We start from the raw sequence: 25,454 nt of genomic DNA, 5'->3' as shown, positions 1-25,454 counted from the left end.
GAGCGCTCAGTCGGTGGTGCGGTAGCCGCCCTGGAAGTAGAGCAGCGGCGCGTCCGTGCCGGCGTCCGCGCCGGCAGCGAGGTGTTCCACCCGCGCCAGGACGACATAGTGGTCGCCGGCCTCGTGGACCGCGTGGATCGTGCAGTCCAGGTGGGCGAGCACGCCGTCGATGAGCGGCGAGCCGGTCACCGGTCCCGGCTGCCAGGTGATGCCGTCGAACTTGTCGATGCCGCGGGTGGCCATCTGGTTCGACACGTCCTGCTGGTCCGCGGCGAGCACGTTGATCGCCAACCGGCCGGACCGTTGCATCAGCGGCCACGCACGGGAGGTCTTCGCCGGCGAGAACAGCACCAGCGGCGGCTCGAGCGAGACGCTGCAGAAGGACTGCAGCGTCATGCCGATCGGCTCCTCACCGCTCATGGTGGTCACGACGGTGATGCCGGAGGCGAAGCGGCCGACCACGTCGCGGAAGAGCCGCGCCGCGGCGCGGGCCGCGGGGTCGTCGTGGACGGCGACGTCCTCACCGGGACGGAACTGGAAGTCGACGTCCTCGTCGCCGAGCCAGGAGTCGATCAGTGAGGACGAGGGCCAGGTCTCGCGGGCATCGGGGCTCACGCCGGCCAGGAAGTCGGCGTCCTCGGAGCGGTCGGTCGGCACGCGAGCCACGGTAGCCTCAGGTCCCGGCGCCGAAGTCATGGCCCCAGTAGGAGACGGCCGTCGACTCACGGGCGACCCAGGTCTGGTCGTCCACACGGAGTCCGTCGGTGCCGAACTCGACGTCGAAGCCGGCCGGGGACTTCACGTAGAACGAGATCATCTCGTCGTTCATGTGCCGGCCCAGCGTCGCCGAGAGCGGCGCACCGTGCTTGCGCACGCGTTCCAGCGCGCGGCCGACGTGGTCGAGCTCGTCGACCTCGAGCATGATGTGGACGCACTTGCTGGGGTTGGGCATCGGCAGGAAGGCCAGCGAGTGGTGCCGCGGGTTGACGCCGAGGAACCGCAGCCAGACCTTCGAGCCGGGTTCCTTGCCGACGAACTCACCCGGCATGCTCATCGAGTCCCGCAACCGGAACCCGAGCACCTCGGTGTAGAACCGCAGCGCCTCGACGTCGTCGAGGACGGGCAGCACGATGTGGCCCATGCCCTGGTCGCCGGTCACGAAGTTCGCGCCGTACGGCGGCACCGCGGGTCGCGCCTCGTAGGTGATGCCGTGGAAGAGCTCGAAGACGTTGTCCCACGGGTCGCGGAAGCGCACCAGTTCCTGCACCCGTCGCTCGTCGAGCTCGGCGGAGGTTCCCTCCTCGAAGTCGACCCCGGCCTTCTGCAGGTGCTCACGCGCGTCCTGCAGTGCCTGGTGGTCGGCGACCTCCCAGCCGACGGCGTCGAGCTGGTCGACGTCGGAGGGCACCACCACGAGTCGGGCCGACACCTGGTCGATGCGCCAGTACTGGTGGTCCGGGTTCGGCCCGCGTCCCTCGGCGAGGCCGAGCACCTTGCCGGCGAAGGTCTGCCAGGCGTCCATGTCGGTGCTGGCCACGCGGACGTAGCCCATGGACTTGATGTCGATGCTCATCGCGCACCTCCGTTGCCGGCCGCATGACGGTTGAGGAAGGCCACGGCCACCTCTCGGAACTCGTCGGCGGCCTCGATCTGCGCCCAGTGCCCGCAGCGGGGGAAGACGTGCAACCGGGCCTTCGGGATCAGTTTCAGCGCCGCCATGGCGCCGTCGAGCGGGTTGACCCGGTCCTCGCGTCCCCAGGTCAGCAGCGTGTGGTGGCGCAGCCGGTGGGCCTCGCGCCACAACATGCCGTCCTCGGCGGTCTCGGGATTCCAGAACGACATCCCCATCGACGCCATCGCCTCCTGGGCCCCGGGCGCCGTGGCGTCTACGTAGCGCTCCTCGACCAGCTCGTCGGTGACGAGGTCCTGGTTGACGACCATGGTGGAGATGAAGGACCGCAGTGCCTCCCGCGTCGGGTTGCCGGCGAAGTCCATCAGCCGCTGCACGCCCTCGGTCGGGTCGGCGTGGAAGAGGTTGAGCGACAACCCACCGGGCCCCATCAGCACCAGCCGGGCCACCCGGTCGGGGTGCTCCAGCGCGAGCCGCATCGCCGTACCGCCGCCGAGGCTGTTGCCGAGCAGGTGGACCTGCTCCAGGCCGAGCTCGTCGAGCAGCGCGACCACCGCCTCGGCCGCGAACCGGTAGTAGTTGCCGACCACGGCGGGCTTGTCCGAGCCGCCGAAACCCGGCTGGTCGACCAGCAGGGTGTGGTACTCCGCGGCGAAGCCCGGCAGGGCGGAGCCGAAGTTGGACCACGCCGAGGCACCGGGGCCGCCGCCGTGGAGCATCATGAGCGGGAGGCGGTCGCCCCTGGTCTCGACAGGCTCGACCACCGAGGAGTCGTAGTAGTTCAGGGTCAGCTCGCCGGCGGCCTCGGTCTTCACCGTGGCGGACCGGCGTACCGACTCCTTGGACAGTGCGGCAGCGTCGCTCATGCGATCAGTACATTCCCGGGTCGATCTTGTGCCCGAACTGCTGGGCGCCGTACATCTGCAGGGCGCGCTCGGGGTCGTTGGCGGCGTGCACCCGGCCCGCGTGGGCATCGCGCCAGGCCCGCTGCAGGTAGGTGCCCTCGGCCAAGGCCCGGCCACCGGATGCCTCGAAGAGCGTGTCGATCGCCTCGATGGCTCGTGCGGTGCCGAGCACCTGGTCGCGTCGGACCTTGAGCCGCAGCTCCAGTGGGATCTGCTCACCCCGGGCGACGTGGCCCTGCTCCTCGCGGATGTTCTGCATCAACAGTGCCCAGGCAGCGTCGATCTCAGAGGACGCGCGGGCGATCCGCACCGCGGCGAAGGGATCCAGGGACGCCTTCTCCCCGATGTAGGAGGCGCGGACGCGCTTCTGCTGCATCTCCACGTGCTCGGCGTAGGCGCCCATCGCCATGCCGATGATGGGCGTGGCGATGGTGGAGGTGAAGATCGAGTGGAACGGCAGCTGGTAGAGCTCGCTGTCGTTGACCGCCTGGCCGGGCCCCTTGCACTGGCCGGTCTCCCCCATCGACAGGGTGAACTCCTCGGGGACGAAGACCTCCTCCACGACGATGTCGTTGGAGCCGGTGCCGCGCAGCCCGACGACGTTCCAGACGTCGTTGATCTGGTACTTCTCCCTCGGCACCATGAAGGTGCGGAAGTCGATGACGTTCCCCTCGTCGTTGAACACCAAGCCGCCGAGCAGGACCCAGCTGCAGTGGTCGCAGCCGGAGGAGAAGCTCCACTTGCCCGAGAGCAGGAAGCCGCCGTCGGCCGCGACGGCCTTGCCGGTCGGCGCGTAGGAGGAGCTGAGCCGCACCGTGGTGTCCTCACCCCACACCGCTTGCTGGGCCGTGTCGTCGAAGAGCGCCACCTGCCAAGGGTGGACGCCGACCACACTGGAGACCCAGCCGGTCGAGCCGCACGCCGAGGCGATGTCGCGCACGGCCGTGTAGAAGATCTCGGGGTCGGCCTCGAAGCCGTCGAAGCGCCGCGGCTGGAGCAGCCTGAAGAAGCCCGTCTCCTCCAGCTCCTTCATCGAGGCATCGGGTACGACGCGCAGGCGCTCGGCCTCGTCGGCCCGGTCGCGGAAGGTCGGGAGCAGGTCACGGACTCCGTCGAGGACCGCGTGCGCCTGGGGCTTGGTCATGGATGGCTCCTGTTCGAAGGTTCTCTGTCGACCATACTAGAACACGTTCTAGTTGCGAGGGAAGTCGTCAGCTCGCCGCCGCGTCCGACTGCTGCTCACGCAGGCGCAGGGCGATGTCGATGAGCTGGTCCTCCTGCCCGCCGATCAGCTTGCGGCGGCCCGCCTCGAGCAGGATCTCGGCACCCGACACTCCGTAGCGCTCGGCCGCGTTGCCGGCGTGCTTGAGGAAGCTGGAGTAGACGCCGGCGTAGCCCATCATCAGCGTCATCCGGTCCAGCTGGCACTCCTCGGGCATCGCCGGCCTGATGACGTCCTCGGAGGCATCCAGGACCGTCAGGAAGTCGACCCCGGTGCGCCAACCGAGCTTGTCGCACACGCCGATGAACGCCTCGAGGGGCGTGTTGCCGGCACCGGCACCGAATCGGCGCACCGATCCGTCGATCTGGGTGGCCCCGGCGCGCGCGGCGATGATGGTGTTCGCCACGCCCAGGCCGAGGTTCTCGTGGCCGTGGAACCCGACGTCGGCCTGGGAACCCACCTCGGCCACCACCGCCGCGACCCGGTCCGCGGTCTGCTCCATCACGAGTGCGCCGGCCGAGTCGACGACGTACACGCACTGGCACCCGGCGTCGACCATGATCCGGGCCTGCTTGGCCAGTGCCTCCGGAGGCTGGGTGTGGCTCATCATCAAGAAGCCGACCGTCTCCAGGCCCAGGTCGCGGGCGAGCCCGAAGTGCTGAATCGAGACGTCCGCTTCAGTGCAGTGGGTCGCAACCCGGCAGATCTGGCCGCCGTTGTCCTGCGCGGCACGGATGTCGTCCTTGGTGCCGACGCCCGGCAGCATCAGGAAGGCAATGCGGGCCCGGCGCGCAGTGTCGGCGGCGATCGCGATCAGTTCCTGCTCCGGCGTCCGCGAGAAGCCGTAGTTGAAGCTGCTGCCGCCCAGCCCGTCGCCGTGGGTCACCTCGATCACGGGGATGCCCGCGGAGTCGAGCGCGCCGACGATGTCGCGCACCTCCTGGCCGGTGAACTGGTGTCGCTTGTGGTGGGACCCGTCGCGCAGGCAGGTGTCGGTCAGCCGCAGGTCCAGCTCGCCCCACGGCTCGCTGCCGTGGGTGCCGGACCAGGTCCGCGGCAGGGCGTCGCGCCGGCCGCGCTCGTCGGGGTCGGTCATCTCAGTTCCCTCCCGGGGTCTCGGTGGGCCCGCCCACCGCACCAGCGATCATCGAACGGGCGATGTGCTCGCCCACCTGGGTGGCGGCGGCGGTCATGATGTCGAGGTTGCCCGAGTACGCCGGCAGGTAGTCGCCGGCGCCCTCGACCTCGAGGAAGATGCTCACCTTCGTCTGGCCGCGCGTGGCCTCCGAGGGCGGGTCGATCTGGGGCTCCTGCAGCAGGCGGTAGCCCGGCACGTAGCGCTGCACCGCCCGCTCCATCTCGCGCACCGACGCGAGGATGGCGGCCGTGTCGGCGTCGGGCGGCACGGCGCAGAAGATGGTGTCGCGCATGATCATCGGCGGGTCGGCCGGGTTGAGGATGATGATCGCCTTGCCGTGCTCGGCGCCACCGATCCGCTCGACCCCGTCCGCGGTGGTACGGGTGAACTCGTCGATGTTGGCGCGCGTCCCGGGGCCGGCGCTGACCGAGGACACCGAGGCGACGATCTCGGCGTAGGAGACCGTGGCGGCGCGCGAGACGGCGGCGACCATGGGGATGGTCGCCTGCCCACCGCAGGTGATCATGTTGACGTTGGGCGCACCGACGTGCTCCTCGCCGTTGACCGGCGGGATCACCGCGGGCCCGACCGCGGCGGGCGTCAGGTCGATCGCGCGGATCCCGGCCTCCTCGTAGCGAGGTGCGTACGCGGCGTGGACGTGGGCCGAGGTGGCCTCGAAGAGCAGGTCGGGCAGCTCGTCCTGCTTCAACAGCCAGTCCACGCCCTCGTGACTGGCCTCGAGCCCGTGGTCCCGGGCGATCCGGAGCCCCTCACTGCTCGGATCGACACCGATCATCCACCGGGGCTCGATCACCTCCGAGCGGCGCAGCTTGAACAGCAGGTCGGTCCCGATGTTGCCGGGGCCGACGATCGCTGCGGTGAGCTTGTCGGTCATGGCGCTTCCTTCCCCTCGTTGAGGTACGTCGTGTGCGTGGCCGCGGCGCGGGGCGGGGAGACGGTGCGGCTCACGGTGCGAACTCCGCCACCAACGGCGCGAAGCCGCTCACCGTCGCCTCGACGCGGTCACCCGGCACGAACGGAACGAAGGGACCCAACGCCCCGGAGAGCACGAGGTGGCCGGTGCGCAACGGGTCGCCGAAGCGGTGCGCCTGGACGGCGAGCCACCGCAGCGCCTCGAGCGGGTCACCGAGGCACGCCGCGCCGTTGCCCGCCGAGCGCTCCTCGCCGTTGACCCGCAGGGACATGGTGACCTCGCGGGGCTCCATCTCGTCCAGCGGTCGCCCCTCCCGACCGACCACGAAGAGGCCGCTGGAGGCGTTGTCGGCCACCGTGTCGGTGAAGGCGATGTCCCAGTCGGCGATGCGGGAGTCGACGATCTCCAGGGCCGGTAGTGCCACGTCGACGGCGTCGCGGACGAGGTCAAGGGTGATGTCGGCCTCGTCCTGCGGCGCGATCTCGCGACTGAGCACGAAGGCGACCTCGGCCTCGACCCGCGGCTGCACGAGCGTGCGCATCGAGATCGGGTGCTGATGGCTGACGTCCATGTCGCTGAGGAGGTAGCCGAAGTCGGGCCGGTCCACGCCGAGCTGGCGCTGCACGGCCTCGGAGGTGGCGCCGATCTTGCGACCCACCACGGTGACTCCGGCGTCGAGCCGCCGGGCGACGAGGCCCTGCTGGACGGCGTACGCCGCGTCGAGGTCGTCGGTGCCGATGAGGTCACGGACGGGGGCACACGGCACGCGCTGGTCCTGTGCCTGCGCCAGCCGGTCCACGGCTGCCGAGACGGCGTCGGGGGAGCTCACGACAGCCATACTAGAACCTGTTACAGTTTTGCGCCATGACGGGGTCTGCAGACGCGCTCGACGCGAGTCCGATGTCCGTGCCGGACGAGGTCGACGTGGTGGTGGTCGGCGCCGGCGGTGCCGGCATGAGCGCAGCCCTGGCCGCCGCGCGCCTGGGCCTGGACACCGTCCTGGTCGAGAAGAGCGCCTACTTCGGCGGGTCCACCGCCCGCAGCGGCGGCGGGGTGTGGATCCCCGGCAACTACGCCCTCGCGGCGGCGGGGCAGGTCGACCCCGACGACCGGGCCCGCGCCGGGGAGTACCTCGACGCGATCGTCGGCGACACGGCGCCCAGGGCGAACCGCGAGGCCTACCTCGACCACGGTCCTGCCGTGATGGACTTCCTCCGCGAGCACACGCCGGTGCGTTTCCAGTGGGTGCCGCAGTACGCCGACTACCACCCCGAGGCGCCCGGCGGACGCGCCGCGGGTCGCAGCGTGGAGCCGGTGCCGCTGGACGCGCGGTTCCTCGGCGAGGAGCTCGAGCGGCTCCACCCGCAGTACACCAAGGCGCCGGCCAACATGATCGTCACCCAGACCGACTTCCGGAAGATCAGCCTCGGCATGCGCACCCTGCGCGGGCCGATCACCATGGCGAAGGTGATGCTGCGCCGGCTCGTCGCGATGCTGGGGCGCAAGCGCATGTACGCGATGGGCAACGCCATCGCGATCGGCCTGCGCCAGGGACTCATCGACGCCGGCGTCCCGGTCCACTACGAGACCGAGCTGACCGGGCTCGTGCTCGAGGACGACCGGGTCGTGGGGGTCCGGGTGCGCGGCGCCGGGGACGAGGGCGAGCGCGTCGTACGGGCCCGACGCGGCGTGATCCTCGGGTCCGGTGGCTTCGAGCGCAACCTGGAGCTGCGCGAGAAGTACCAGCCGCAGCCGACCTCGGTGGACTGGACGACGGGGTCTGAGTTCAACACCGGTGGCGGCATCCTCGCCGGCATCGCGGCCGGCGCCGACACCGCGCTGATGGACGACGCGTGGTGGGGACCGACGATTCCGCTGCCGAACGGGCCGTGGTTCTGCCTCTCCGAGCGCAACCTGCCGGGGTCGATCATCGTCAACGCCGCCGGACAGCGCTTCATGAACGAGGCGCTCCCCTACGTCGAGGCAACCCACGAGATCTACCGGGGCGAGGCCACCGGCGTGTCCCACGTGCCGGCCTGGATGATCATCGACCAGCGCTACCGCAACCGCTACCTCTTCGCGGGCCTCGGTCCGCGCCAGCCGTTCCCGGGGCGGTGGCTCAAGCACGGCGTCGTGCGGAAGGCCGACACGCTCGAGGGGCTCGCCGCCGAGATCGAGGTACCGGCCGAGGCGTTGGCGGTCACTGTCGAGCGGTTCAACGGGTTCGCCGGCACCGGCGTCGACGAGGACTTCCACCGCGGCGAGTCCGCCTACGACCAGTACTACTCCGACCCGACGGTGACACCGAACCCCTCGCTGCACGCCATCGACCAGGCGCCCTTCTACGCGGTCAAGATCGTGCCCGGCGACCTGGGAACCAAGGGCGGCCTGCTCACCGACGAACGCGCACGGGTGCTCCGCCCGGACGGCTCGGCCATCGCCGGGCTGTACGCCGCCGGCAACGCGTCCGCGGCGGTGATGGGGCGGACCTACGCCGGTCCGGGCGCCACCATCGGGCCCGCCATCACCTTCGGCCACCTGGCGGCCGCCGACATCCACGCCCACGCCACGAAGGACGACTGAATGCCCATCGACCCCGCCGTCGCGATCGGCGCCGACCTCGGCACGACGACCTTCCGCTGGGACGCCAGCGACGTGCTGCTCTACCACCTGGCGATCGGGGCGGGATCTCGCGACGGCGACCATCTCGACCCCGGTGCACTGCGCTACACGCTCGACGACGAGGCCCTCCAGGTCCTCCCCTCCTTCGGGGTGGTCGCGCCCTCCTTCCACGAGACCGACCCGCCGCCACTGGACCTGCCGGGGTGCGACATCGACCTCGCGCAGGTGGTCCACGGCTCCCAGACCATCGAGGTGACCGGCCCGCTCCCGACCGAGGGCGCCGCCACCCTGCACACCTCGATCACCGACGTGTGGGACAAGGGCAAGGCGGCCGTGATCTGGCAGGAAGGCGTCGCCCGCGCCGACGGCGGCGAGGAGCTCTGGCGGGTCCGCTCGTCCATCTTCGTCCGCGGCGAGGGCGGTTTCGGCGGCGATCGCGGCACCTCGGAGCCGACCGAGGTGCCCGACCGGGGACCGGACCTGCGCACGTCGTACCGCGTCGCGCCGCAGCAGGCGCTGCTCTACCGGCTGTGCGGCGACCGGAACCCGCTGCACGCCAGTCCGGCCTTCGCCGAGGCGGCCGGCTTCCCCGAACCCATCCTGCACGGCCTGTGCTCCTGGGGCATCGTGCTGCGCGAGCTCACCGACGGCCTCCTCGACGGCGACGCCGGGCGGGTCGCGGGATTCACCGCACGGTTCGCGGGCGTGGTCCTCCTGGGCGACACCATCGAGGTCTGCGGCTGGCACGAGGACGACCGCATCGTGGCAACCGCCGTGGTCCGTGGGGGTGAGCGCGACGGCTCCCCCGTGCTGGCCGACTGCGTCCTCACGACCGCCTGAGTAGCGTGGGAGGCGTTGTCCCCCATCGAGAGAAAGGACCGGCGATGCCCACCCGCACCGCTCGCACTGCATGGAACGGCGGACTCCAGGACGGTTCCGGCCAGGTCGAGATGACCTCCTCCGGCGTCGGCACCTACGACGTCTCCTTCCCCAAGCGCTCCGCCGACGAGGCCGGGGGCACCACCAGCCCCGAGGAGATGGTGGCTGCGGCCCACTCCTCCTGCTTCGCGATGGCGCTGTCCAACGAGATCGCCCAGGCCGGCGGCACCCCGCAGGCCCTCGACGTGACCGCTGACGTGTCGCTCGGCGAGGACCCGGCGGGCGGCTTCCAGCTCACCGGGATCAAGCTGACGGTGCGCGGCGAGGTCGACGGCCTGGACGCCGACGGCTTCGACAAGGCCGCCCAGGCGGCCAAGGCCGGGTGCCCGATCAGCAAGGCGCTCTCCGCCGTCGACATCACCCTCGACGCCGCGCTCGAGGGCTGACATGGGCGGCCCGGACGTGCTCGCCACGTGGAGCACCGGCGAGCACACCGGCGCCGCACTGGACGGGAAGTCACTGACCTTCCCGACCTACCGCAAGGGCACGGGCCCGGGGGTGATCGTGATCCACGAGATCCCCGGGCTCACGCCCCAGGTCGTCGCCTTCGCCGAGGAGGTCGTGGCGGCCGGCTTCACCGTGGTGCTCCCCCACCTCTTCGGCACCCCCGGCAAGGGTCTCAGTCCGGCGAGTCTCGCCACTGCCTTCCGGCAGGTCTGCGTACGCCGGGAGTTCACCAAGCTCGCGACCGGCACCACCTCGCCCGTGGCCGGGTGGCTGCGGAGCCTCGCTCGCGACCTGCACGACGAACTGGGCGGCCCCGGGGTCGGCGCGCTCGGCATGTGTTTCACCGGCGGCTTCGCGCTCGCGATGATGGTCGAGGACACGACCGTGGCGCCCGTGCTGTGCCAGCCGTCGGTGCCCTTCGCCGTCACCCCCGGACGCAGCCGCGACCTAGGACTCTCCCCGGCCGACCTCGACCGGGTCAAGGAGCGAGCTGCGGGCGGGTGCCAGGTGCTGGGCCTGCAGTTCGCGAAGGACCCGATGACGGGCCGCCGCTTCGACACCCTCGAGCGCGAGCTCGGCGAGGCGTTCCTCCGCGTCGACTTCCCCGGCATGAAGCACGGGACGGTCACGATCGACCGCCAGCAGGAGGGCGTCGACCGCGTGCTCGGCTTCTTCGCCGAGAAGCTGCACTGACGCTCCGCGTCACCCCGCGCCGGTGGTTTCCGCTGCGCCGAGCAGTTGTTCGCGGAGGATGTCGCCGTGTCCGGCGTGGCGGGCCAGCTCCTCGATCATGTGGACATACATCCAGCGCAGGCTGACCTCGCCGAGCCGCGGGTGCGGGCCCGTGTCGTCGAGGTCGTGGTCGAGAGCGATCCGGTCCGAGGCGGCCGTCGCCTCCCGGAACTCCTCGCTGACCGAGGCGATGGTGTCCTGCTCGTCGAGGCGGAAGCTCGCGTCGACGTCGGTCGGGATGCCGAGGTCCGCGCGCGGCGTACCGGTCAGCGTGGCGTGGAACCACACGCGTTCGGCGAAGGCGGCGTGCTTGACCAGGCCGAGGAGTGTCGTCAGCGACGGCACCAGCCGACGGCGTACCTGCTCCTCACTCAGTCCGTCGAGGAGGCCGAGGATCTCCGCTCGGTTGTCGGCCAACAGGTCGACCAGGGTCTTGCGCTCCGCGGCGAGGGTGTCGGGACGCTGGCTGCTCACGCCTCGAGCGTAGCCACCGCGTCACCACGGATGATGGTGCCGCTTTCCACCACTCGGAAGATCGTCCCGGCCCGGCGTCGCAGCGCGTCCTGGGCCCCGGTGCCGATCGTGTCGTCGAGCAGCTTGCAGGGGGCGGCGACCCGCACGACCTCGAGCAGGGCGCCGCCGATGCGCAGCCGCGCGCCCGGCTCTCGTGGTACCTCCCCGTGGCTCACCGTCACGTTGCGGCGGGTGAGGTCGCTCGGCACCTCGCGACCGAGGATGTCGGCGGCCTCGTCCAGCGAGGTCCGGCTCTGCACGGTCACGTGGCGGTGGCGGGTGCCGTGGTAGCGGTCGCCGACGATGCCCTTGCCGGCCTCGGCCACCACCGACGGGACCGACCGCATCGGCAGCCGCGTCGCCTTCGCGACGTGGAGCTCCACCACCGTGACGTCCGCCATGGCCCCAGTCTGGCAGTGCCGCTCGTGGCGCCGAGTCGGCGTGAACTCGGCCCTAGGAGCCGAGTTCACGCCGACTCGGGCCGTTCCGGAGCCGAGTTGGCGCCGACTCGACCTCAGCGGCCGAGCACCAGCCCGCTGGTGGGGACGCCGGTGCCGGCGGTGACGAGCACGTGGTCGGCGTCCCGGACCTGGTTGACCGAGGTGCCGCGGACCTGGCGCACGCCCTCGGCGATGCCGTTCATGCCGTGGATGTAGGCCTCGCCCAGTTGTCCGCCGTGGGTGTTGACCGGCAGGCGGCCACCGATCTCGATGGCACCGTCGGCGATGAAGTCCTTCGCCTCGCCACGGCCGCAGAAGCCGAGCTCCTCCAGCTGCATCAGCACGTACGGCGTGAAGTGGTCGTACAGCACTGCCGTCGCGATGTCCTCGGGACCGAGGCCGGACTGCCGCCAGAGCTCCCGCCCGACGACGCCGATCTCGGGGATCCCGATGTCGTCGCGGTAGTAGGAGGTCATCACGAACTGGTCCCGGCCGCTGCCCTGCGCCGCGGCGACGACGTACGCCGGCGGGTGCGGCAGGTCCTTCGCGCGCTCGGCGGAGGTGACCACGAGTGCCACGGCACCGTCGGACTCCTGGCAGCAGTCGAGGAGGTGGAGCGGGTCCGCGATCATCCGGGAGGCCTGGTGGTCGGCGAGGGTGATCGGGCGCTCGTGGAAGAACGCCTGGGGGTTGGTGGCGGCGTGCCGGCGGTCGGCCACGGCCACGCGGCCGAAGTCCTCCGAGGTCGCGCCGTACTCGTGCAGGTAGCGGCGCGCCTGCATCGCCACCGTGGCCGCGGGGGTCGAGAGCCCGAGCGGGTAGGTCCAGGCGTTGTCGAGGCCGTTGGTGTTGACCTGGGCCGCTGCCCAGTTCTGCACCTGGCCGAAGCGCTGGCCGGACCGCTCGTTGAAGCCGCGGTAGGCCACCACGACGTCGGCCACCCCGGTGGCGACGGCCATCGCGGCCTGCTGGACGGTCGCGCAGGCAGCGCCGCCGCCGTAGTTGATGCGGCTGAAGAAGCGCAGCTCCCCCATGCCCAGCTCGCGGGCCAGGGCGATCTCGGCGGAGTTGTCCATCGTGAACGTGGTCAGTCCGTCCACGTCGGCCGGCGTGAGCCCGCAGTCGGCGAGCGCCGCCTGCGTGGCCTCCACCGAGAGCTGCAGCTCGGAGCGTCCCGACTCCTTGGAGAACTCCGTCGCGCCGATGCCGACGATCGCCGCGGCGCCGCTGAGGGTGCGGCTCATGCGCCGGCCCCGACGGAGTCGGCATCGACGGTGACGGTGCCGGTGACGTGCGAGCCGAGCGAGACCTCGCCGGTCACCGCGATGGTCGCGAGGCCGTCGGTCACGTCGGTGACCTCCCCGGAGAACCGCAACGTGTCGTAGGGGTACGCCGGCGCGCCCAGCCGGATCGCGATCGAACGGATCTGCACCTGCGGGCCGGCCCACTGGGTCACGAAGCGCTCGCACATCGCGTTGGAGGTCAAGATGTTCATGAAGATGTCCTGCGACCCGGCGCCCTGCGCGACGTCCCGGTCGTGGTGGACGTCCTGGAAGTCCCGCGTGGCGATGGCGGTCGACACGATGGTCGTCGGTGACATCGGCAGCTCGAACCCGGGCAGTCGGGTGCCCACGGTGACCGTCATCCCTGCTCCTCCACGCGCCGCCAGATCGGCAGCGTCAGCTCCTCGTCGATCACGTTCCACTCCACGGCGAGCCGGTCGCCGATCTGCAGCGCGTCCGGACCCTCGGGCGGGACCCCGGTGACCTCGCCGACCATGCGCACGCCCTCGTCGAGGTCGATCAGGGCGATCACCAGCGGCAGCTCCTTGCCCGGCACCTGTGGCGCGTGGTGGACCACGTGGGAGAACACGGTTCCCTCCCCCGCGGCGACGACGTGGCCCCGGTCGAGGGCCCCGCAGTCGGGGCAGGCGGGCCCGGGCGGGTGGCGGAGTACGCCGCAGGCGTTGCAGCGCTGGATCCGCAGCTCCCCGCGTGAGGTGCCCTCGAAGAAGTAGGCGTTGTCGCGGTTGGTGACCGGGCGGACGACACTCATCGGCCGCTCCCACCGGTCTCGCCACGCTCGCTGGCGCTCGCGGCCTTCGGGATGAACTTCAGCACCCGGAAGAGCATGGTGGCGACCTGCTCGCTGGAGCCGTCGTCGTGCTCGACGTACCAGGTGTTGCGGGAGGTGACGAAGTACCCCACGCCCATGCCGGTGGTCTTGGGGCCGGCCACCGACTCCAGGGCGCTGGTGACCCGCAGCTGCTCCCCGACGCGGAGGTAGCGCTCGTAGTGCTGTTCGCAGTTGGTGCCCAGCACGGCGGTGAAGCCGAGGTCGGTGAGCACGGTCATCATGCCGTGGAGCGGGTCGGTGGCGGGTGGCCTGCCGACGAGCCCCGGCATGGTCCAGACCTGCGCCATCGAGGGGGGCGCCTCACCCTCGCGGAAGCGGGGGTTGTCCACGCCCATCGCGTCGAGCCAGTTGTTGATGGTGGGCTGGTTGACCGGGTCGCGCGCGAAGCGCTCCGAGGCCTCCCCGAGCGCACGGATCCGCTCGGCCTCGGCCATGACCTTCTCGTGGACCGCCGGGTCGACCGGGGACCGGTCGGGATCGACCACCGTGGACCTCCTCATCGGGGGACCCGGGGCAACCCGAGTCCGAACATCGCGATCAACTCCCGCTGCACCTCCTGCACGCCGCCACCGAAGGTGAGGACGAGGTTCCGCTTGGCCTGGGCGTCGAGGTAGTCGAGCAGCTCCCTCGTTCCGGGGTCGGACGGGTCCCCGTGGCGGTGCACCGCGGCGATCAGGTCGGCGAGGAGGTACTGCACCCGGTCGGCGGCGAAGACCTTCGACGCCGAGGCGTCGGCCACGCTGACCTCGCCGGACTCGCCGGCGCGGGCCACGTTGTGGTTGAGCAGCTCGTTGACGCGGAAGACCGCGGTGCACTCCCCCAGCGTCGCCGCGACGTCGGGCTCGGCACGGACGCCGGCGGCGTCGGCCCACCGCACGACACGGTCGCGCAGGCCCTCGATGCGGCCCGCCGGCCCGAGCATGACCCGCTCGTGGTTGAGCTGGGTCGTGATCAGCTTCCAGCCCTGGTTCTCCTCGCCGACGAGCATGTCCGCCGGCACCCGGACGTCGTTGAAGTACGTCGCGTTGACGTGGTGGGAGCCGTCCGCGGTGATGATCGGGGTGTGGCTGTAGCCCGGGTCGGAGGTGTCGACGATCAGGATCGAGATGCCCCGGTGCTTGGGCGCGTCGGGGTCGGTGCGCACGGCGAGCCACAGGTAGTCCGCATGGTGGCCACCGGTGGTCCACAGCTTCTGCCCGTTGACCAGGTAGTGGGGCTCGCCGTCGTCCTCGACCAGGCGCGCGGTGGTGCGCAGCGATGCGAGGTCGGTGCCGGCGTCGGGCTCGGAGTAGCCGATGGCGAAGTGGACGTCACCGGCGAGGATGCGCTGCAGGAACAGGTCCTTCTGCTTCTGCGTGCCGTAGCGGATCAGGGTGGGACCGACGGTCTGCAGCGTGACCGCGGGCAGGTGGACGTCGGCGTACTGCGCCTCGTTGGCGAAGATCGTCTGCTCCACCTCGCCCAGGCCGTGGCCGCCGTACTCCGTCGGCCAGCCGACGCCCATCCAGCCGTCCTCGCCCAGCTGCCTGATCAGGCGGGTGTAGGAGGGGCCGTGGCGGTCCCAGGTGCCGGGCTCGGGGCCGGGATCGCCGGGCTCGCCGTGGGTGGCCACTGAGGCGAAGTAGTCACGCAGCTGCTGTTTCAGTGCGCGCTGCTCCTCGGTGAGCTCGAGGTTCTTCGACTCCGCAGCCTCGATCGGCACGTCGGCCGCGGTGGTGTCGAGCGCGTGCGCGAGGTCGGTGCCCCAGGTGCTGAGGCCCACCAGGGGATAGGTGATGTCCACGCCCATACCGCCGTGGAGGTGGTGGCAGGTGCGGAAGGCGTACGGCGCCTCCCGGCTCACCCAGTAGCCGGCGACGGCGAGGTCGTCCCCGGCAGGGAGGCCGGCGGCCACGCGGGCGACCGCGTTGTCCGCGGCGAGGTCGAGGGCGCGGGAGGTGATGTAGACGTCGGCGATCTGCATGGCGACGGCTTGGAACTCGGCGAGGGAGCGGCCGAACTGCCGGCGGTTCTTGATGTAGTCGGCCGTCAGTTGCGCGGCGCCGGCTAGCACTCCCGCTGCGGTGACCGCGAGTCCGGCGCGAGCGAGGTCGACCAACGCGGTGGCGGCGCCGGGCTCGAGGACGTCGGCGGGCGCGTCGCCCAGGACGAGGGTGTGCTGTGCTCCGGCGGAGGAGGCGCTGGCGTCGAGCAGGGTGACGCCGCCGGCGGCGGGATCGACGAGTGCGACGACGGGTTCGCCGGTCGTGGCGTCGCGGGCGGTCACCAGGAGGCGGCTCGCCTCCGCGGCGCCGGTCACCCCGATCTTGCGTCCGGTCACGCGCCCCTCCTCGAGGACCGTCACCGGGGTCGAGCGCTGCCCGACTTCCCGCCAGGCGGGAGCCAGGAGCACCTCACCGGCGGTGACGCCGGGCAGCAACTCCTTGCGCTGGGTCTCCGTGCCCCACCCGGCGAGGGTCAGGGCTCCGCAGCACAGCGTCTCCCAGGCGGGGGTCCGCACGCCGCGGCGGCCGGCCTCCCGCAACAGCACCGCGATCTCGGCCAGGCCGAGTCCGTCGCCACCGTGCTCGGTGGGGACCGGCAACCCGGTGAGCCCGGACGAGACCCACTCCGACCAGGGGCTCGCTCCGTCCTCGGCCCGGTCCAGCACCTCGCCGACGACCGCACGGACGGCTTGGATCGACTCTGTCTCCACGCCAGAACTGTAACGTGTTCTACTTCTCCGCGCACCCCGGTCCGCCGTCGCGGTCGGCGGGGCCGACTCCTCTAGGCTGCAAGCGTGCACAGCGCGACCCGACTGCGGGACCACGTCGACCGCCTCGCCGTCGAGCATCCTCCGCTCCGACTGGACGCGGTGGACTTCACCGTCCGGGACGCCGCGGCACTCGACCACCGCTTCGGGCACGTCCTGGACTACATGGCCCGCGTCGAGCTCGAGGTGGACCGCAACGTGCTCGAGCTGACCACGATGCTCCCGGACCCACCGGAGGTCGACCGCTACTTCTACGCCGACGTCTGGCAGCCCCAGGAGCTCCAGCACGGACTGATCCTCGACCGGCTGCAGGAGCACATCGGCCGCGCCCCCGCCGTCACCGACACCGACACCGTCAGCGCCAAGCTGCGCGTGCTCGGCGTACTCGCCCATGCGGACTCCTTCCAGGACGTGTGCCGGATGCTCTACTACCTCACCGGCATGGCCACCGAGCGGTCCGCGGTCCTGGCCTACAACCTGCTGCACAAGGGCCTGCTCGAGATCGGCGAGGCAGCGATCGCCCACACCGTCGTCGGTCCGATCAAGCGCCAGGAGCCGGGCCACTTCGTCTTCTACCAGCTCTCGGCCCGCGGCCTGTGGGCCGAGCTGGCCCCCTGGCAGCGCTGGCTCGTACGCCGCCTGCGCACCCTCTCCTTCGGCCCGGTCGGGGTGAACGACCGCAGCCAGCACGCGGATTTCGGTGAGGTGATGGACGCGCTGGGCATCCCCACCGACGACGACTTCGCGGCGCAGGTGGTGCGCACCGAGACCGAGCTGCTCTGGGCCCATCGGCGGGGCATGGCGGTGCCGGGCTACGTCCGGACCGCGTTCCGCGAGGCGACCGAGCTGGCGCGGGAGCGGGCCGCGGCCTGATCAGGACCCGACCGCGTCCGCGAGCAGCGCCAGCTCCTCGGCGAAGCCCGCGACGAGGGCGTCGGGGTCGGGCATCGACTCGCGACAGGCGATCGCGCCGATGTGCAGCGTGCCCGCATTGGACAGCACCGTCAGGTTGAGCCCGGCCCCGTGGAAGACCGGGCCGAGCGGGAACATGCCCTCGATCCGGCCGCCCATGAAGTAGAGAGGCACCGGCGGCCCGGGGACGTTGGAGATCACCAGGTTGTGCACGACCGGGTGCTTCTCGGCCAGCCGGAGGTTGGCGTAGGCCCGTACGGCGAGGCCGAAGGTCCGGGGCGCGGCGAACTCGGCCCAGTCCTGCAACGAGTCGGCGTCGACGGCGTTGTGGTGGTCCTTGGCGTGGCGGTTGCGCTCGGCGAGCATGCCCAGCCGCTCCACCGGGTCGGCGATGTCGGTGCCGAGCTTGCAGAACAGCGCGGAGACCTTGTTGGCGCCCTCCGCGCGTCGGGAGGTGTCACGGACACTCACCGGGACGGTGGCCAGCAGCGAGGCGTGCGGCAGTTCGCCGCGTTCGTCCAGGTAGCGCCGCAGCGCGCCGCCGGCCAGGGTCAGCACCACGTCGTTGACCGTGGTGCCGGTGGCGGCCTTGACCGCGCGCACGGTCTCCAGCGGCACGTCGAGCAGGCCGACCGCACGGTGGCCGGTGATGGTGCCGTTGAAGGAGGTGCGCGGCGCGGAGAAGGGTGCGGCCATCGCCGTGCCGCGGCGTGCGCGCGAGATGCTCTTCGCGACCAGGCCGACCGAGGGCCGGACCACCTTGACCACGGTGGCGGGCCGGGCCAACGTGCCGACGACCGCGCGGCCGAGCAGCTCGCGCCGGCCGGGGTCGCGGGGGTGACGACCCGCCGTCTCCGCGGCGACCGGGGCCGCGTCGGGCTCGAGGGCACACAGGTGGGACAGCAGGTTCTGGCCGGAGACACCGTCGACCGTGGCGTGGTGCATCTTGGCGAACACCACGACGCGCTCCTCGTCCTCGGGGGTGCGGTAGCCCTCGATGACCCACATCTCCCACAGCGGACGGGACCGGTCCAGCGGCAGGGCCGCGAGGTGGCCGCACAACGACATCAGCTCGTCGTACCCGCCCGGCGTGGGGAGCGCGAGCCGGTGCACGTGGCGCTCGACGTCGAACCGGGTGTCGCGCACCCAGACCGGGTGATCCAGCCCGAGCGGGACGCGACGCACCTTGCGGGTGAAGGCCGGGACGTCGGCGATCGCGGCAGCGATGTGGTCCTGGAAGTCGGCGAAGGAGTACGACGCCGTCATCGTGGCCGGGTCCAGCACGAGCACGCCACACACGTGCATCAGCTGCTCCGGGGTCTCCAGGTACAAGAAGCTCGCATCCAGTCCGGACAGTCGATCCATGTCATCCCCTCGTGCCAGTGGTGGCTCGCAGCCGCAAATACTAGAACGTGTTTCATTATCGCGCACGCACTCAGTAGTGTCCTGACCGTGAGACCACGCTTCGCGCTCCGCCAGGCCGCCTTCGCGGCGTTGACCGCCAACGCGATCCGCCCCCTCCCGGGCTTCCGCACCGGGATCCCGGCGTTCTTCGCCGGCTGGCTCACCGACGAGCTCGCTCCCCACCTGCTCGGGGCCGCCACCGCCGACGCGGCGAGCCAGGTGCTGCGCCGCCGGGCCACGCCGGCCGGCATGCTCGTGGCCGGTGCCAACATCGCCGGGCTGGCCTACCTGGTGGCACGCAGCACCCGCTCGCGCCAGGAGGTCTCCACCGCGCTGTCGAGCGGGCTGGGTCCCGACCACGAGACGCTGCTCGACCCTCCCGCGGACGAGGACCTGCGACTGCCGCTGGCCACGATCGCCTCGCCGTTCAGCTTCGAGCGCCGGCGACGGAGCCTGGGCGTCCAGGTCCACCGGGACGTCCCCTACGGCGAGCACCCCACCCGCCACCGCCTCGACGTCTACACCGCGACCCCCGCACCCGCGGCCGGCGCGCCGGTGTTGCTGCAGGTGCACGGCGGCGGCTGGACGATCGGCAACAAGGAGCAGCAGGCGCTGCCCCTGCTGGCGCGCATGGCCGCCAAGGGCTGGGTCTGCGTCACGATCAACTACCGCCTCGCGCCACGACACCCGTGGCCGGCACAGATCATCGACGTCAAGCGGGCGCTGGCGTGGGTGAAGGACAACATCGCCGACTACGGCGGCGACCCCACCTACGTCGCGATCACCGGCGGGTCGGCCGGTGGGCACCTGAGCTCGCTGGCGGCGCTGACCCCGAACGACCCGGTCTGGCAGCCCGGCTTCGAGGACGCCGACACGACCGTCCAGGTCGCCGTCCCGCACTACGGCGTCTATGACTTCGCGGGCGCGACGGGCCTGCGCAGCGCCGAACTCCTGCGCGACACCTTCCTGGCCCGCCGGATCCTGCAACGGGACCCCGCCACGGAGCCGGAGGCCTTCGAGGCGGCCTCTCCCCTGCTGCGGATCACCCCGGACGCACCGGACTTCTTCGTCATCCACGGCGCCCACGACACGCTGGTCCCCGTCGGCCAGGCACGCGCGTTCGCGGAGCGCCTGCGCGCGGTGTCGCAGAAGTCGGTGACCTACGCCGAGTTCGGTGGCGCCCAGCACGCCTTCGACATCTTCCCCTCGATCCGCTCGACTCACCTGTTGCGGGCGGTCGACCGCTACCTCACCTGGCACCACCGCACCTCCCAGGCCGTGGCGCGCGCGGAGCAGGCGCGATGACCCTGGTGCAGGTCGCCGATCGCGACCGGGTGCGCACGCTCACCCTCGACCGCCCCGAGGCACTCAACGCCTTCAACGAGGCGATGTACGACGAGACGACCGAGTGCCTGCGCGCGGCAGCCGGCGACCCGGAGGTGGCCGTCGTACTCCTCACCGGGACGGGGCGGGCGTTCTCGGCGGGCACCGACCTGGCCGAGATGGCCGAGCGGACCACGAACCCCGACTTCGTGCCCGGCGAGCACGGCTTCCTCGGCCTGGTTGACGCTTTGGTGGAGTTCCCCAAGCCGCTCGTGATCGCCGTGAACGGCCTCGGGCTCGGCATCGGCTGCACGATCCTCGGCTTCGCCGACCTCGCCCTCGCCTCGACAACGGCGCGGTTCAAGTGCCCCTTCACCAGCCTCGGTGTCGCACCGGAGGCGGCGTCGAGCCTGCTGTTCCCGCAGCTGCTCGGTCGCCAGGCGGCGAGCTGGATCCTGCTCTCCGCCGAATGGATCTCCGCCGAGGACGCCCTTGCGGTCGGCCTCGTCCGGCAGCTGTGCGCCCCCGATGACCTGCTCGCCGCCGCGCACGAGCAGGCGGCCACGCTCGCGCGGCGCCCCGTCTCCAGTCTCGTCGCGGTCAAGGAGGCGATCACCGCGCCGCAGCGTGCTGCGATCGCCGAGGCGCGGGACCGGGAGAACGCCTGGTTCGCCGAGCTGATGGGTGGCCCTGCCAACGCCGAGGCCCTGCGTGCGTTCGCGGAGGGCCGCGAGCCGGACTTCGGCGACGTGCCCGGCGCCTGAGTCCGCGCGACCGGCTACCGCGGCAGGCCGAGGATCCGCTCGCCGGCCACGTTGCGCAGGATCTGCGTGGTGCCACCGGCGATCGAGAGGCAGCGGGTGTTGAGCGCCTCCCAGACGTCGGCCTGCACGTCGGGGTCGCCGAGCGCGACCCGGTCGCGCTGGAGGTCCACCACGAGGTCCGAGGCGTCCTGCCGGCTGCGGACGCCCAGCAGCTTGGCCACGCTGGACTCGGCACCGGGGCCGCGCCCGTCCAGGGCGCGGAGTGTCGTCCGCACCCCGAGCAGGCCGCACACGGTCGCCAGCGCGACGGCACGGCCCACCCGGACCCGTTCGGTGGCACCGAGGTCGCCGCTCGCGAGCTCGACCGCCCGCTCCACGCTCTTGTCCAGTCGGGCAGTGGCCATCGCCACCCGCTCGTTCGCCAGGGTGGTGCGCGCCAGTCGCCACCCGTCCCCGGGCTCGGCGACGACGCAGTCGTCGGGCACGAACACGCCGTCGAGGAAGACCTCGTTGAACAGCGCCTCGCCGGTGATCTCCCGCAGTGGCCGCACCTCGATGCCGGCGGTGCGCATGTCCACGACGAAGTAGGTGATGCCGCGGTGGGCCGGGGCGTCGGGATCGGTCCGCGCCAGGCAGATCGCCCAGTCGGCCCGCTCGGCCATCGACGTCCACACCTTCTGGCCGGTCAGCCGCCAGCCGCCGTCGACCCGCTCCGCGCGCGTGCGCAGCGACGCCAGGTCCGAGCCCGACCCGGGCTCGGAGAAGAGCTGGCACCACACCAGGTCACCGTGGAGTGACGGCTCGACGAACCGCTCGCGCTGGGCATCGGTGCCATGCTCCAGGATCGTGGGCAAGGCCCAACCGGCGATGACCAGGTCGGGCCGCTGCACGCCGGCACGGTCGAGCTCCTGGTCGATGACCACCTGGGTCACCGGGTCGGCGGCGAGTCCCGCGGGTCGCGGCCAGTGGGGGGTCAGGTAGCCCGTGGCGACCAGTGCCGCCCGCCGCTGCTCCTCCGCAAGGCCGGCGATCCGCTCGACGGTGGCGCGCACGTCGCCCCGGACCGCGTCGTCGCGGCCGTCGAGGTCGAGGGCCACGCGGCGGCGTACGCCGGCAGCGGCGGCAGCCGTGAGGCGCTCGGCCGCGAGGTCGGCGTCGCCGACGAGCGCTCGCAGCGACATCGCCCGTCGGAGGTAGAGGTGGGCGTCGTGCTCGAAGGTGAAGCCGATGCCACCCAGCACCTGGATGCAGTCCTGCGCCACCCCTACGGCGCCCTCGAAGCAGGTGGCCTGCGCGACGTCGACCGCGAACCCCCACTGCTCGGCGTCGTCGCGGTCGGCGGCGGAGGCCGCGTCCCAGGCGGCAGCGGTGACGGCCTCGGCGGTCTCGAGCATCTGCGCACACAGGTGCTTCACGGCCTGGAAGCTGCCGATGGGCCGGCCGAACTGCTCACGGACCTTGGCGTGGGCGACCGCGGTCTCCAGGCACCAGCGCGCCACACCGGACGCCTCGGCGGCCGCCAGCGTGATCGCCGTACGCCGCCGCTGCGGGTCATCCTCGCCCCCGCCGGTGGTCGTGGCGTGGCGTGCGGTGAGGTCCAGCCCGAGCGTCGCCGTGCCGGCCGCGGCGCCCGCGAGCAGGATGTGGTCGGTGGCGGCGCCGCCGTCCCAGAGCGCGCCACCGGGGTGGACCTGGACGCCGTAGCGGCCCGGTCGGCCGGTCAGCGCGGACCCGATGGCCGCGCCGAGCAGACCGGAGGGCAGGAGCTCGTGGGCGCACGCCTCGAGCGCGACCGCCTGGTCGAGCAGGCTGCCGCCCCCGCCACCGGCGTCCTCGGGCACGGCGATGGCGGCCACACCCATGTCGACCACGGCCGCCCAGGCGTCGCCGAAGTCGGCGTCGGCCTTGCCCTCCGCGGACCGCGCCGCCTCGACGCCACCGAGACCGGCGGCCCACTTCCGCAGGCTCGCCGCCAGCTCGACCTGCTCCTCGCTCAGTGCGATCGACATGCGTCTCCTCGGTCTCGGGCCCCGTCGCGGGCAGCCTCGCGGCGCCACCACCGGAGGGCTCGACTAGAACACGTTCCACTTTACTAGACTGGTGCCGTGTCCGACACGATGCCCGAGGACCTGCTCGCCCACGCCCGCGCCGCGAAGGGCTTCATGCCCGAGGACGAGGGCGCGGCCCTCCACCGCATCGCACGCGAACGCCTCCCCCACGGACCCGCACTGGAGGTCGGCACCTACTGCGGCAAGTCCGCGATCTGGCTGGGCGCCGCGGCCCGGGAGGTGGACGAGCGAGCGGTCGTCTTCACCGTCGACCACCACCGCGGCTCGGAGGAGAACCAGGCCGGCTGGGAGCACCACGACACCACCCTCGTCGACCCGACCACGGGGCTGATGGACACCCTCCCCACGTTCCGCAGCACGATCGCCGACGCCGACCTGGAGGACCACGTGGTCGCCGTCCTGGGACGCTCCGCGACGGTCGCTCGCCACTGGACCACGCCGCTGTCCCTGCTCTTCATCGACGGCGGCCACGGCGAGGAACCGGCGCGCACCGACTACGAGGCGTGGACCCCGCACGTGATGCGCGGCGGCCTCCTCGCCGTCCACGACGTCTTCCCCGACCCCGCACACGGTGGCCGGCCGCCATACGAGCAGATCTACCTGCCCGCCCTCGCGTCCGGCCGTTTCGTCGAGGTCGACGCCGTCGGTTCGCTGCGCGTCCTGCGGCGCACCTGAGCCGTCAGGGGCGCTGGCGCGAGGAGTTGGCGTACTCGTCGGAGCAGCCGCACTCCAGGCCGATCTCGTCGAAGGGTGCCGCGAGCGAGGTGCCCCGCATGATCGCCGAACCGGGCGTGCTGTGGCCGAACGTCTCCCCCAGCGCGTCGGCGGCCAGCACCACCGCGGCCGCGGTGTAGGTGGTGTGCTCGACCGGCCAGTGGACGTCGACCGGCTCGTCCGGCGGGGCCGGGCGCCGGGGGTCGGCGTAGACCCACCCGGTCCAGTAGCGACCGTCGCCCTCACGCAGGTGCTGCATGTCGGTGAAGAGCTGGAGCGCACGGCGCTGGTCGCCGATCAGGTCGAGCGCCATCGCCAGCTCACACGTCTCTGCGCCAGTCACCCACGGGTTGGTGTCGACGCAGTGGATGCCCAGGCCGGGCACCACGAAGTCGTCCCACCGCATCGCGAGCAGGTCGTACGCCGCCTGCCCGCGCACCGCGCCACCGAGCACCGGGTAGTACCAGTCCATCGAGTAGCTGGACTTGTCCGCGAACAGGTCCGGGTGGCGGCGTACCGCATGGCCGAGCCGGCCGCCGGCCAGCTCCCACTCCGGCTGCGGGTCGTCCATCAGGTCGGCCAGGGCCACCCCGGCACGCAGCGAGTGGTGCACGCTGGCGTTGCCGGTGAGCAGGCAGAACTCGTCGATCGGGGTCCACCAGATGCCGCCGAAGGGCTGCTGGAGGGAGATCACCCAGTCCAGGGCGGCGCGCACACCGGGCCAGTGCCGCTCGATGAAGCGGATGTCGCGGCGCAGCAGCCAGTGATGCCACAGGCCGACGGCGAAGTAGGCCGACATGTTGACCTCACCGCGCTCGTCGGTGACCTCGCCGTCGACGATCTGCATCGGGAAGGAGCCGTCACTGCGCTGCATCGTCGGGATCCAGTCATAGGCCCGTTCCGCGGCCTCGACCTGACCACCGACCAGCATCGCCATGGCGGCCTCGACGTGGTTCCAGATGTCGACGTGCTCGCCGGTCGTCCAGGGCACGGCGCCGCGGGGCTCCTGCATCGCCGCGATCGAGGCCGCCGTGTCGGCCACCTGACCGGCGGTCAGCACCCCGTCGACGTAGGGCAACCGCGCCAGCGGCACCTCGGACCGACGGGCCGTCACGCAGCCGCCTTGTGGAAGTAGAGCACCATGCTCTTGCCGATGAGGGGGTCGAGCACCCGGCCGGCCAGCCGCAGCGGCAGCGGGTTCTTCATGATCTCCCACACCAGGAGCTGGTGGTAGGCCTTCGCCAGCGGGTGTCCGTCGTTCTCCACGCCCACGGCGCACTTGATCCACCAGTACGGCGCGTGCAGGCCGTGGGTGTGGTCCTTGCCGTCGAAGACCATCGCGGTGCCCGGCGTGCCGTCGTTGGCCCGGCCGCCCTTGGTCACCTTGTCGATGAGCTCGTGGTCGGTGTAGATCCGGATGTGGCCGCCGGTCGCGTTGTGGTAGTCCGCGGAGAGGCGCCAGTTGACGACCTCCGGAAGCCAGCGCGGCACCGAGACGGCGAGGGAACCGCCGGGGCGCAGCACCCGGATGAGCTCCTCGATCGCCGCGACGTCGTTGGGGATGTGCTCGAGGACCTCGGCAGCGACGATGCGGTCGAACTCACCGTCGGCGAAGGGCAGCGCGAGGGCGTCGCCCTGCTTGATGTCGGCGCTGGCCCCCGCGGGTACCTCGCCGGCCTCCTTCATGGCACCGAAGAGCTCCAGGACGCCGGCGAGCTCGTCGCCGTCCTGGTCGAAGGCGACGACGTCGGCGCCGCGGCGGTACATCTCGAAGCTGTGGCGTCCCGCCCCGGCACCCATGTCGAGCACACGGTCGCCGGGACGCAACCCGAGCCGGTCGAAGTCGACGGTCAGCATC

General features: G+C 71.8%; 26 protein-coding genes. 8 read left to right on the top strand and 18 right to left on the bottom strand.

Annotated features, from left to right (window positions below):
* Positions 1-6: 6 nt before the first annotated feature.
* From KUV85_RS04295 to KUV85_RS04265, 7 genes are all read right to left on the bottom strand, one after another.
* A complete protein-coding gene (locus KUV85_RS04295) occupies positions 7-657 on the bottom strand; it encodes a flavin reductase family protein (RefSeq protein ID WP_219961988.1) in 651 nt (216 codons plus the stop codon).
* 16 nt (positions 658-673) lie between these two features.
* Positions 674-1,573 carry an iron-dependent extradiol dioxygenase HsaC gene (gene hsaC, locus KUV85_RS04290; protein ID WP_237690196.1) on the bottom strand — a complete coding sequence of 300 codons (900 nt, stop codon included), beginning with the start codon at positions 1,571-1,573 and terminating at the stop codon, positions 674-676.
* Positions 1,570-2,496 (bottom strand): 4,5:9,10-diseco-3-hydroxy-5,9,17-trioxoandrosta-1(10),2-diene-4-oate hydrolase, encoded by a 927-nt coding sequence (gene hsaD / locus KUV85_RS04285; RefSeq protein ID WP_219961987.1) that lies wholly within the window; start codon positions 2,494-2,496, stop codon positions 1,570-1,572. The genes hsaC and hsaD overlap by 4 nt, the downstream gene beginning before the upstream one ends.
* Positions 2,497-2,500: 4 nt before the next feature.
* Positions 2,501-3,679, bottom strand: coding sequence for a 3-hydroxy-9,10-secoandrosta-1,3,5(10)-triene-9,17-dione monooxygenase oxygenase subunit (gene hsaA / locus KUV85_RS04280; protein WP_219961986.1), 1,179 nt, complete (start codon positions 3,677-3,679; stop codon positions 2,501-2,503).
* A 67-nt stretch (positions 3,680-3,746) separates the two neighbouring features.
* Positions 3,747-4,853, bottom strand: coding sequence for a 4-hydroxy-2-oxovalerate aldolase (dmpG, locus tag KUV85_RS04275; protein ID WP_219961985.1), 1,107 nt, complete (start codon positions 4,851-4,853; stop codon positions 3,747-3,749).
* A gap of 1 nt (position 4,854) precedes the next feature.
* On the bottom strand, positions 4,855-5,790 hold the full coding sequence (locus tag KUV85_RS04270; protein ID WP_219961984.1) for an acetaldehyde dehydrogenase (acetylating): 936 nt from the start codon (positions 5,788-5,790) through the stop codon (positions 4,855-4,857).
* Positions 5,791-5,860: 70 nt separating this feature from the next.
* The gene (locus KUV85_RS04265) at positions 5,861-6,667 is read right to left on the bottom strand and encodes a 2-keto-4-pentenoate hydratase (protein WP_237690195.1); all 807 of its coding nucleotides are present in this window, start codon (positions 6,665-6,667) and stop codon (positions 5,861-5,863) included.
* Between the two features lie 26 nt (positions 6,668-6,693).
* Between KUV85_RS04265 and kstD the strand changes: the two genes are divergently transcribed.
* From kstD to KUV85_RS04245, 4 genes are read left to right on the top strand one after another with little or no spacing between them, the layout of a single operon-like run.
* Positions 6,694-8,412, top strand: a complete 1,719-nt coding sequence (gene kstD / locus KUV85_RS04260; RefSeq protein ID WP_219961982.1) for a 3-oxosteroid 1-dehydrogenase — start codon at positions 6,694-6,696, stop codon at positions 8,410-8,412.
* Positions 8,413-9,291 (top strand): MaoC/PaaZ C-terminal domain-containing protein, encoded by an 879-nt coding sequence (locus KUV85_RS04255; protein WP_219961981.1) that lies wholly within the window; start codon positions 8,413-8,415, stop codon positions 9,289-9,291.
* Positions 9,292-9,335: 44 nt separating this feature from the next.
* Complete coding sequence (locus KUV85_RS04250) at positions 9,336-9,776, top strand: OsmC family protein (protein ID WP_219961980.1); 441 nt, start codon at positions 9,336-9,338, stop codon at positions 9,774-9,776.
* A gap of 1 nt (position 9,777) precedes the next feature.
* Entirely contained in the window at positions 9,778-10,530 is a 753-nt protein-coding gene (locus tag KUV85_RS04245; RefSeq protein WP_219961979.1) for a dienelactone hydrolase family protein, read from the top strand.
* A 9-nt stretch (positions 10,531-10,539) separates the two neighbouring features.
* Here the strand turns inward: KUV85_RS04245 and KUV85_RS04240 are convergent, their stop codons facing one another.
* The 7 genes from KUV85_RS04240 to KUV85_RS04210 form a co-directional block, all read right to left on the bottom strand.
* On the bottom strand, positions 10,540-11,043 hold the full coding sequence (locus KUV85_RS04240; RefSeq protein ID WP_219961978.1) for a DinB family protein: 504 nt from the start codon (positions 11,041-11,043) through the stop codon (positions 10,540-10,542).
* Positions 11,040-11,483, bottom strand: coding sequence for an MOSC domain-containing protein (locus KUV85_RS04235; RefSeq protein ID WP_219961977.1), 444 nt, complete (start codon positions 11,481-11,483; stop codon positions 11,040-11,042). The genes KUV85_RS04240 and KUV85_RS04235 overlap by 4 nt, the downstream gene beginning before the upstream one ends.
* 113 nt (positions 11,484-11,596) lie before the next feature.
* Positions 11,597-12,766: a lipid-transfer protein gene (locus KUV85_RS04230; protein WP_219961976.1), complete on the bottom strand. Its 1,170-nt coding sequence runs from the start codon at positions 12,764-12,766 to the stop codon at positions 11,597-11,599.
* Entirely contained in the window at positions 12,763-13,167 is a 405-nt protein-coding gene (locus KUV85_RS04225; protein WP_219961975.1) for a MaoC family dehydratase, read from the bottom strand. Before KUV85_RS04225 ends, KUV85_RS04230 begins: the two co-directional genes overlap by 4 nt.
* Positions 13,164-13,577, bottom strand: coding sequence for a Zn-ribbon domain-containing OB-fold protein (locus KUV85_RS04220; protein WP_219961974.1), 414 nt, complete (start codon positions 13,575-13,577; stop codon positions 13,164-13,166). The genes KUV85_RS04225 and KUV85_RS04220 overlap by 4 nt, the downstream gene beginning before the upstream one ends.
* Entirely contained in the window at positions 13,574-14,143 is a 570-nt protein-coding gene (locus KUV85_RS04215; RefSeq protein WP_219961973.1) for an FAS1-like dehydratase domain-containing protein, read from the bottom strand. Before KUV85_RS04215 ends, KUV85_RS04220 begins: the two co-directional genes overlap by 4 nt.
* A gap of 11 nt (positions 14,144-14,154) precedes the next feature.
* Positions 14,155-16,353: an acyl-CoA dehydrogenase gene (locus tag KUV85_RS04210; protein ID WP_219961972.1), complete on the bottom strand. Its 2,199-nt coding sequence runs from the start codon at positions 16,351-16,353 to the stop codon at positions 14,155-14,157.
* An 84-nt stretch (positions 16,354-16,437) separates the two neighbouring features.
* Between KUV85_RS04210 and KUV85_RS04205 the strand changes: the two genes are divergently transcribed.
* The gene (locus KUV85_RS04205; RefSeq protein WP_219961971.1) at positions 16,438-17,283 is read left to right on the top strand and encodes a hypothetical protein; all 846 of its coding nucleotides are present in this window, start codon (positions 16,438-16,440) and stop codon (positions 17,281-17,283) included.
* On the opposite strand, the gene KUV85_RS04200 is transcribed toward KUV85_RS04205, so the two are convergent.
* On the bottom strand, positions 17,284-18,687 hold the full coding sequence (locus KUV85_RS04200; RefSeq protein WP_219961970.1) for a WS/DGAT/MGAT family O-acyltransferase: 1,404 nt from the start codon (positions 18,685-18,687) through the stop codon (positions 17,284-17,286).
* Between the two features lie 87 nt (positions 18,688-18,774).
* Here KUV85_RS04200 and KUV85_RS04195 point away from each other — a divergent pair, with 87 nt between their 5' ends.
* Both KUV85_RS04195 and KUV85_RS04190 read left to right on the top strand, forming a co-directional pair.
* Entirely contained in the window at positions 18,775-20,031 is a 1,257-nt protein-coding gene (locus KUV85_RS04195; RefSeq protein WP_219961969.1) for an alpha/beta hydrolase, read from the top strand.
* Positions 20,028-20,813, top strand: a complete 786-nt coding sequence (locus tag KUV85_RS04190; RefSeq protein WP_219961968.1) for an enoyl-CoA hydratase/isomerase family protein — start codon at positions 20,028-20,030, stop codon at positions 20,811-20,813. The genes KUV85_RS04195 and KUV85_RS04190 overlap by 4 nt, the downstream gene beginning before the upstream one ends.
* Positions 20,814-20,827: 14 nt before the next feature.
* Here KUV85_RS04190 and KUV85_RS04185 read toward each other — a convergent pair whose 3' ends face one another.
* Positions 20,828-22,822: an acyl-CoA dehydrogenase gene (locus KUV85_RS04185; RefSeq protein WP_219961967.1), complete on the bottom strand. Its 1,995-nt coding sequence runs from the start codon at positions 22,820-22,822 to the stop codon at positions 20,828-20,830.
* A 96-nt stretch (positions 22,823-22,918) separates the two neighbouring features.
* On the opposite strand from KUV85_RS04185, the gene KUV85_RS04180 reads away from it, so the two are divergent.
* Positions 22,919-23,557 (top strand): class I SAM-dependent methyltransferase, encoded by a 639-nt coding sequence (locus KUV85_RS04180; RefSeq protein WP_219961966.1) that lies wholly within the window; start codon positions 22,919-22,921, stop codon positions 23,555-23,557.
* 4 nt (positions 23,558-23,561) lie between these two features.
* Here KUV85_RS04180 and KUV85_RS04175 read toward each other — a convergent pair whose 3' ends face one another.
* Together KUV85_RS04175 and KUV85_RS04170 are read right to left on the bottom strand one after the other, a co-directional pair.
* Positions 23,562-24,710 (bottom strand): hypothetical protein, encoded by a 1,149-nt coding sequence (locus KUV85_RS04175; protein ID WP_219961965.1) that lies wholly within the window; start codon positions 24,708-24,710, stop codon positions 23,562-23,564.
* The gene (locus KUV85_RS04170; protein WP_219961964.1) at positions 24,707-25,453 is read right to left on the bottom strand and encodes a class I SAM-dependent methyltransferase; all 747 of its coding nucleotides are present in this window, start codon (positions 25,451-25,453) and stop codon (positions 24,707-24,709) included. Before KUV85_RS04170 ends, KUV85_RS04175 begins: the two co-directional genes overlap by 4 nt.
* Between the last annotated feature and the right edge of the window lies 1 nt (position 25,454).

It is taken from the genome of Nocardioides panacisoli (assembly GCF_019448235.1).
GTDB classification, from domain to species: domain Bacteria; phylum Actinomycetota; class Actinomycetes; order Propionibacteriales; family Nocardioidaceae; genus Nocardioides; species Nocardioides panacisoli_A.
Note: the sequence above shows the minus strand (reverse complement) of the source record. Positions and strands in the feature narration are given on the sequence as shown.

What these genes read in the sequence shown, in the direction of transcription:
- hsaC (WP_237690196.1), bottom strand. Translation starts at nt 1,573, where the DNA reads ATGAGCATCGACATCAAGTCCATGGGCTACGTCCGCGTGGCCAGCACC.
- hsaD (WP_219961987.1), bottom strand. Translation starts at nt 2,496, where the DNA reads ATGAGCGACGCTGCCGCACTGTCCAAGGAGTCGGTACGCCGGTCCGCC.
- hsaA (WP_219961986.1), bottom strand. Translation starts at nt 3,679, where the DNA reads ATGACCAAGCCCCAGGCGCACGCGGTCCTCGACGGAGTCCGTGACCTG.
- dmpG (WP_219961985.1), bottom strand. Translation starts at nt 4,853, where the DNA reads ATGACCGACCCCGACGAGCGCGGCCGGCGCGACGCCCTGCCGCGGACC.
- KUV85_RS04270 (WP_219961984.1), bottom strand. Translation starts at nt 5,790, where the DNA reads ATGACCGACAAGCTCACCGCAGCGATCGTCGGCCCCGGCAACATCGGG.
- KUV85_RS04265 (WP_237690195.1), bottom strand. Translation starts at nt 6,667, where the DNA reads ATGGCTGTCGTGAGCTCCCCCGACGCCGTCTCGGCAGCCGTGGACCGG.
- kstD (WP_219961982.1), top strand. Translation starts at nt 6,694, where the DNA reads ATGACGGGGTCTGCAGACGCGCTCGACGCGAGTCCGATGTCCGTGCCG.
- KUV85_RS04255 (WP_219961981.1), top strand. Translation starts at nt 8,413, where the DNA reads ATGCCCATCGACCCCGCCGTCGCGATCGGCGCCGACCTCGGCACGACG.
- KUV85_RS04250 (WP_219961980.1), top strand. Translation starts at nt 9,336, where the DNA reads ATGCCCACCCGCACCGCTCGCACTGCATGGAACGGCGGACTCCAGGAC.
- KUV85_RS04245 (WP_219961979.1), top strand. Translation starts at nt 9,778, where the DNA reads ATGGGCGGCCCGGACGTGCTCGCCACGTGGAGCACCGGCGAGCACACC.
- KUV85_RS04235 (WP_219961977.1), bottom strand. Translation starts at nt 11,483, where the DNA reads ATGGCGGACGTCACGGTGGTGGAGCTCCACGTCGCGAAGGCGACGCGG.
- KUV85_RS04230 (WP_219961976.1), bottom strand. Translation starts at nt 12,766, where the DNA reads ATGAGCCGCACCCTCAGCGGCGCCGCGGCGATCGTCGGCATCGGCGCG.
- KUV85_RS04225 (WP_219961975.1), bottom strand. Translation starts at nt 13,167, where the DNA reads ATGACGGTCACCGTGGGCACCCGACTGCCCGGGTTCGAGCTGCCGATG.
- KUV85_RS04220 (WP_219961974.1), bottom strand. Translation starts at nt 13,577, where the DNA reads ATGAGTGTCGTCCGCCCGGTCACCAACCGCGACAACGCCTACTTCTTC.
- KUV85_RS04200 (WP_219961970.1), bottom strand. Translation starts at nt 18,687, where the DNA reads ATGGATCGACTGTCCGGACTGGATGCGAGCTTCTTGTACCTGGAGACC.
- KUV85_RS04190 (WP_219961968.1), top strand. Translation starts at nt 20,028, where the DNA reads ATGACCCTGGTGCAGGTCGCCGATCGCGACCGGGTGCGCACGCTCACC.
- KUV85_RS04185 (WP_219961967.1), bottom strand. Translation starts at nt 22,822, where the DNA reads ATGTCGATCGCACTGAGCGAGGAGCAGGTCGAGCTGGCGGCGAGCCTG.
- KUV85_RS04170 (WP_219961964.1), bottom strand. Translation starts at nt 25,453, where the DNA reads ATGCTGACCGTCGACTTCGACCGGCTCGGGTTGCGTCCCGGCGACCGT.